This window comes from Sphingomonas sp. GC_Shp_5 (genome assembly GCF_026540855.1).
Lineage (GTDB): Bacteria > Pseudomonadota > Alphaproteobacteria > Sphingomonadales > Sphingomonadaceae > Sphingomonas.
In genome coordinates this window covers 1-5,996 of sequence record NZ_JALNUP010000052.1, presented here as the reverse complement: position 1 = coordinate 5,996, position 5,996 = coordinate 1, and the positions used below count along the sequence as shown (strand labels likewise).

General features: G+C 66.9%; 8 protein-coding genes. All 8 read left to right on the top strand.

Going from position 1 to position 5,996, the window contains the following annotated elements; genetic code table 11:
- Positions 1 to 258: DUF3164 family protein (locus OXR60_RS19665; protein WP_267397753.1), on the top strand; the 258-nt coding region annotated here is incomplete at its 5' end.
- 5 nt (positions 259 to 263) lie between these two features.
- Positions 264 to 932 carry a hypothetical protein gene (locus OXR60_RS19660; RefSeq protein WP_267397752.1) on the top strand — a complete coding sequence of 223 codons (669 nt, stop codon included), beginning with the start codon at positions 264 to 266 and terminating at the stop codon, positions 930 to 932.
- 127 nt (positions 933 to 1,059) lie between these two features.
- Positions 1,060 to 1,245 (top strand): hypothetical protein, encoded by a 186-nt coding sequence (locus OXR60_RS19655; RefSeq protein WP_267397750.1) that lies wholly within the window; start codon positions 1,060 to 1,062, stop codon positions 1,243 to 1,245.
- A 114-nt stretch (positions 1,246 to 1,359) separates the two neighbouring features.
- Positions 1,360 to 1,806, top strand: coding sequence for a hypothetical protein (locus OXR60_RS19650; RefSeq protein ID WP_267397749.1), 447 nt, complete (start codon positions 1,360 to 1,362; stop codon positions 1,804 to 1,806).
- Between the two features lie 239 nt (positions 1,807 to 2,045).
- Positions 2,046 to 2,645: a hypothetical protein gene (locus OXR60_RS19645; RefSeq protein ID WP_267397748.1), complete on the top strand. Its 600-nt coding sequence runs from the start codon at positions 2,046 to 2,048 to the stop codon at positions 2,643 to 2,645.
- Entirely contained in the window at positions 2,623 to 4,788 is a 2,166-nt protein-coding gene (locus OXR60_RS19640) for a terminase gpA endonuclease subunit (RefSeq protein ID WP_267397747.1), read from the top strand. The genes OXR60_RS19645 and OXR60_RS19640 overlap by 23 nt, the downstream gene beginning before the upstream one ends.
- Before the next feature lie 10 nt (positions 4,789 to 4,798).
- Positions 4,799 to 5,056 (top strand): DUF6148 family protein, encoded by a 258-nt coding sequence (locus tag OXR60_RS19635; protein WP_267397746.1) that lies wholly within the window; start codon positions 4,799 to 4,801, stop codon positions 5,054 to 5,056.
- 1 nt (position 5,057) lies between these two features.
- A partial coding sequence (locus OXR60_RS19630) for a phage portal protein (RefSeq protein WP_267397745.1) occupies positions 5,058 to 5,996 on the top strand: 939 nt, incomplete at its 3' end.

Below are 5,996 nucleotides of genomic sequence, written 5' to 3'. Positions count from 1 at the left end.
TGGTCGGCCGAGAGCCACGTGGCGATCCGAGCCCTCGTCGATCGCGTCTTCGCCGTCGATAAGGAGGGGCAGATCAGCCACGCCGGGCTGTTCATGCTGCTCCGCGTGGAGATCCATGACGAGCGCTGGAAGCGCGCGATGGATGCGATCCGTGACAGCATGCGTGTCATCGGCTCACGGACCTACATCCGCTTCTACGATCGCCAGGCGCATGACGCGCCGTGGCGCGGCGTGCCGCTCGATATCGCTGGCGTCTAACGCTGATGTCGCGGTGGATCATTCTTCGCACGAGCGGCGGCCAGACCGTGCCGCTCATGAAGTCGTTGCGGGAGGCCGGCATCGATGCGTGGAGCCCGGCACGGACGATCCGTCGGGTGCTTCACCGTGGAAAGAAAAGCGAGCGACGGGTCGAGATCGACGTGCCGATCCTGGCGACCTTCGTCTTCGCCCGCGAAGAGCACATCGTCACCCTGGCCGATCTTGCGAGTGATCCGACCAGCTTGCACCCGGCATTCTCGATCTTCCGCTACAACGGGAAGGTCCCGCTCGTAGCCGATGCCGAGGTCGTGGGCCTCCAGGAAGAGGAGCAACGCGAGGCGGCGACCATGCAGGAGATCCGGGCGGCCGAGACACGGAGGGAAGCCGAGCAGATCCGCATCGCCGCCCTCAAGTCCGAAGCCGCACGCCGTCGCGCGACCAAGGAGCTGGAGCGCGTTCTTCTGGCAGAGCGCCGAGCCGAGCACCGCGCGAAGCAGCGTACGTTCGAGCCCGGCGAGCTTGTCGACGTTGCCGAGATGCCGGCACTCGACGGGGTTGCTGGTGTTGTGGAGAGCAGCGACCGATCATTCGCAATGGTGCGGTTTGGCACTCGGTCATGGAAAATTGACGGTTGGCGTCTAATGCCGACCCGCTTAGACGTTCAGGCGGCTTAGCCGCTACCGCCGCTCAAGCGGCTTCCGGGACAGACGATCTGGAGCTTCGGCTCTTGCGCGCCCTTCATAGCTTCCACGCGATGCGTCGCGGAGGAAGTCGTAAGCATGTCGAAAATCGGAGGTGGCAATGGCCGCACCCAAGCCCCGCACCGCGGGCGAGCGCCTGCGCCTGGCGGGCGATCGGCTGTACGCCCTAGCGGATCGAGCTGACACACCCCAGCGCAGCCTCATCGCCGTGCAGATGCTCCATGACGAGATCGAGACCGTCGCCGGCGACGTCCGCGCGGTCGTCCGCGGCCGCGGCTTCAGGTGATCCTCAACCGGGGTGGCGCGATGGCGCCGCTCCTTATCGGCGTCGCCACCAAGCAGGCGCTGAGCCGCACCGCTCAAGTGCAGGCAACGCTTCCCCCACGGTCTGGAGACCATGATGTTCCGACGCCTGTTCCTCATCGCAGCGTGTGCCTTGTCACTGCCCGCCATTGCCGCATGTGGCCCTTCGCCGCAGACCCGCTGTGCCGAGGCTGCCAAGCCCGCTGAGTGCCTGCAGGTCGCTCAGGCTGGCGGGGACGTCAGCGACTATCTTACCTACGGCATGGCCGGATACATGCTCTCCAGCGCCATCAACGGCGGGGGCCAGCGCCAGTCGGTGATCGTCGCCGATCCCAGCTACCACGGCTCGCGTTGGCCGATCGCGGGCTATCAGGCAAGTCCAGCGCATGTGCATCGCGGCACGGTAACAACCGTCTCGACCAAGCGGGGCCTGTTCGGTGGCACGACGACCACCACGCGGACCAGTAGCTGGTCCTCGGGGTCGAGGTCATCGCCGTACCGGTCGAGCTACCGCACCTCGAGCTTCAGCTCGCGACGACGCTGATGCGCACCAGCTGATGACAAGCGCCGCGCCGCGCCGTCGCGCGCGGGGGCAGCGCGGGGCGGCAGACCGGACCGATGCGGACCTACCCAGCCCCCCCGTTGGGTCCTCCCCGGAAATAGGGCGCTATACGGGGGGCAATGGCTCAGCTTGCGCGCGTTTATCGTGTCGCGAACTCACTACGCCTTATTATTACGCCTTTGGATCTGCCGGCGGGCCGCTGATCTGGCGCTGGAGGTGCCATGGCGAGAGCAGCGACGCCGCGCGCCGCCCCCCGGAAGCGGAAATCTAATGAGCTGATCGTCAGCCTGGACGAATTCGCCGCTCTCTGCGGCGTGACGCCAGAGACGATGCGCAATCATCTGAAGCAGGCGCCGGGCGAGGCCGACTGGCTGCTCGCCCGCGGCCGCCGCGGCGTCGGCTACAAGATTGCGGCCGAGGCGGCGCTCGCTTGGTACCGCCAGCGCGGCGCCGGCGATGGCGTCGATGCCGCCCGCCAGGCGCAGCTCGCGGAACTTCGCCTGCAAATGCTAGGCGACGCCGGCGACGACGACGGCCTGCTGCTCACCGGCAAGCAGCGTTACGAGGAGTACCGCGCCGGCGAGGCAGAGCTCGCCTACCGTCAGTCGATCGGCGAACTCTGCCGTGTCGCGGAGATCGAGAACGAGACGGTTAACGCCGTGATCGAGCTTCGCCGCCAGCTGCAGGGCATCGGCTCGACAATTCGCAAGGAATTCGGGCTGGAGCGGAAGATCGAGCTCAGCATCGAGAAGCTCATCGGCGAGAAGCTTGCTGCATTCGTGAAGGCACTGGACGCCGATGTCGAACTCCTCGACGGCTAGCGCGCCGGCACCACATCGCCGGCTCGGCGCCCTGTCGCTGCTCATGCAGCAGACGCGCGAGCCGCCCAAGTTTGCGGACGCGTGCGACACGATCCGCCGCGGCTTTCGCGAGATCCAATTCCCAGAGAAGATCACTCCGATCGAGGCGGCGAACCGGCACCGTCACCTGCGCAACCCTGGAGCATATAGCGGGCCGTGGAAGGACAGCCCGGAGCCGATGCAGCACCTGGTCGAGCCGACCAACAACCTGTCGATGGCCAGCCCCTATTCCATCATTGCGGTGATGGGCCCAAGCCAGATGGGCAAGTCGGAGGTCGGCAACAACTGGCAGGTTCACTCGGTCATCTACGACCCGGCGGACATGGCGTTCTACGCGCCCACCCGTGAACTGACGGCGTCCTATGTGACGACGCAGATTAACAAGCTGCTCGAGGAGTGCGGGGACGTCGCCGAGCGGCAGCTCGATACGGCCAGCGCCGACAACATCTACCTCAAGCAGTTCCGCGGCTGCGACTGGCATTTCCTCTGGCCGACCGGCCCGAACTTTCGCGCGCGGCCATTCTCGCGCGGCCGGCTCGACGATTACGACGACTTCGACGACGATATCGGCGACCAGGGCGACGCCGTGTCGCTGTTCGAAGGTCGCACCACGTCGTTCCAAGGGTACGGCTGGAAGCTCTACGTCAACTCCAGCCCGAAGAAGGGGCCAAAGCGCGGCATCGAGCCGCTCGTCGCTGGCGGGACCAGTAAGCGTTGGTGGGTCGACTGCCTGGTTTGTGGTTCCCCATTCGAGATGGCGTGGGAGCGCCTGACCTTCGACGGCACATCAACAGCGTTGCAAGCCGAACGGACCGCGGAGTTGGCCTGTCCCGATCCAAGCTGTGGCGGATCGCACAAGCAGACGGACAAGCCGGCGCTCATGGCGACCGGCCGCTGGATCGGCAAAGGCGAGCTGGCGATACCCGGCGGCAAAGAAGGCGAACTCGAGCCGAACGCCGTCGACAGTTATTGGTGGGACGGCACCTTCGGCCTCGCGCCATGGTCATCGCTTGCTCGCCAGTACCGAACGGCAGAGCTGCGGTTCGAAGACCACCAGGATGAAGGGCCGCTCAAGTCCTTCTTCCAGACCAAGGTTGGCCGCAACTACGTCAGTCGCTCCTCGGGAGACGCGCCGGTGACGGTGGATGCGCTCGCCAAGCGGGCGGAAGCTTCGGGCTACAAGCTCGGCGAAGTGCCCGATGGCGTGGTGTCGATCACCATGACGGTCGACCTCGGCATCGATCGCTTCTCGGTCATGGCGGTGGGCCACGGCGTCGGCAACCGCGCCTGGATCATCGACCGGTTCGACATCCTGACGCTGAACGACGGCATCACCAAGCTCGAGCCGTTCCGCCGGCGCGAGCATTGGGCTGTGCTCTACGAGAAGGTGCTGAAGCGCACCTATCCGCTGCAGCGCGACCCGTCGCTGCGAGTGAAGGTGCTCTGCACCGGGATCGACACCGGCGGCAGCGATGACGCCACGGACAACGCCTATGCGTGGTGGCACGATATGGTCACCGGCAGCCGTAAGGAACGCCGCCCGGCGCTGCCTGCCACCGCGATCATGCTGCTCAAGGGCGGCAACCGACCGAACGGCCGGCTGCTGCCGGCGCCGACGGTTGACGCCAAGCGCCAGGTTAAGGGCGCGCCCGAGTGCGAGCTCTACGTCCCGAACGTCAATCGCATGAAGGACATCGGCGACTATCGCCTGCGCCGTCCGACGCCAGGACCCGCGTACATCGACCTTCCGTGCGATATTTCGCCCAAGCACATCGACGAGCTGCGTGCGGAAGAGAAGGTCGAGGGGCTGTGGGAGAAGCCGGAGGGCGTCCGCAACGAAAGCTGGGACCTCTTCATCTACGCCTTGGTCGTCATGCTCCGCCTGGTCGGGCTCGACCAGAACCTGAGCCGGGTGCCGCAATGGGCACGGCCGCCCCGGCCGAAGGGCCCCGCACCTGTCGCGCCACCGCCGAACGATGATGGATCGCCCGAGCCACCACCCGCCCAACCGCCCGCACGCGCTGGCGTGAGCGTCACCCGCGCGGCGCCTGCCGCCGCCCGTCAGAAGCCACGCCGCGCTGTCCGGGTCGTCCGATCCAGTTGAGGAGAATGCCATGTCGGACGTCGGCATCACCTTCGCGATCGCGAAGGAACGGGTGGGCATGTACCTCACCGCGGAGACTGCCGTGCTCGCTGGGCAGCAGCATCGCTTCGCGGACGGCCGGGAGCTGACCCGAGCCGATCTGCGCGAGATCCGGGAGGGACTCGCCTATTGGCAGGGCTACGTCGATCGGCTGAACCCGGTGCCCGCGGCCCGGGTAGTGCAGCGGGCCGTCGGCCGTGTCCGGTCCGGCAGCTACCGGATCCGCTGACATGAAGGTGAAGGTTCGCCCCACCCTGATCGACCGCGCGGTGGCGGCCATCAACCCTGCGGCCGGACTGGCGCGCATGGCGGACCGGACGCGCCTTGCGGCAAGCGCGACGATGTTCGGCGGCGGTGCCGGTGGCTATCGTGGCGCCCAGGCGGACCGGGGCAAACGGCGCGGTTGGTTTGCCCGTTCGCGCTCCGCCAACGCAGACATCCTGCCCGGTTCGGAGCGGATGCGTGCCGAGCAACGCGATGCGGCGATGAACCAGCCGATCGCGACCGCGGCGATCAACCGCAAGGTGACCTTCACGATCGGTACCGGGCTGATGGCGATCCCGGCGATCAACGGCACGGCACTGGGGCTGACGCCGGACGAGCAGGAGGCCTGGGAGCAGCGGATCGCGACCGATTACGACGCCTATATGGCGTCGAAGGACGTCGACGCCTCGCGCCAGGCCACAGGTTACGGCGTGCAGGCGATCGTCGAGCGCGGCACGATCACGTCCGGAGACATGCTGGCGCTGCGCGTCATGCCTGAAAACCAGCCCGGCCGCGTCACAGAGACCGCGTGGCAGCTGGTGGAAGCGGATCGCCTGCGCAACCCGCCCACGGTGGCGGACGGCGGCCGGGATCCGAAAACCGGCAACATCATCGCCGGCGGCGTCGAGGTTGATCGCTACTGGAACCCGGTCGCCTACCACATTCTCAAGCAGCATCCCGGCGACCTGCAGATGCTCTACGCCGCCGGGCTGGTGCCCGAGCGCATCGAGGCTTGGGACACGACGCTGGATCTGCCGCGCGTAGTCCACGTCTACAAGAAAGAGCGCGCGGAGCAGGTCCGCGGCGTCGGCCTGCTCGCAACCGTGCTCGAGCCGCTCAAGATGGTGTCGGACCTTAGCGATGCCGAGCTGTTCGCCTCGGTGATGTCGGCGATGATCGCCGTC

What these genes read in the sequence shown, in the direction of transcription:
- OXR60_RS19650 (WP_267397749.1), top strand. Translation starts at nt 1,360, where the DNA reads ATGTTCCGACGCCTGTTCCTCATCGCAGCGTGTGCCTTGTCACTGCCC.
- OXR60_RS19645 (WP_267397748.1), top strand. Translation starts at nt 2,046, where the DNA reads ATGGCGAGAGCAGCGACGCCGCGCGCCGCCCCCCGGAAGCGGAAATCT.
- OXR60_RS19655 (WP_267397750.1), top strand. Translation starts at nt 1,060, where the DNA reads ATGGCCGCACCCAAGCCCCGCACCGCGGGCGAGCGCCTGCGCCTGGCG.
- OXR60_RS19640 (WP_267397747.1), top strand. Translation starts at nt 2,623, where the DNA reads ATGTCGAACTCCTCGACGGCTAGCGCGCCGGCACCACATCGCCGGCTC.
- OXR60_RS19635 (WP_267397746.1), top strand. Translation starts at nt 4,799, where the DNA reads ATGTCGGACGTCGGCATCACCTTCGCGATCGCGAAGGAACGGGTGGGC.
- OXR60_RS19660 (WP_267397752.1), top strand. Translation starts at nt 264, where the DNA reads ATGTCGCGGTGGATCATTCTTCGCACGAGCGGCGGCCAGACCGTGCCG.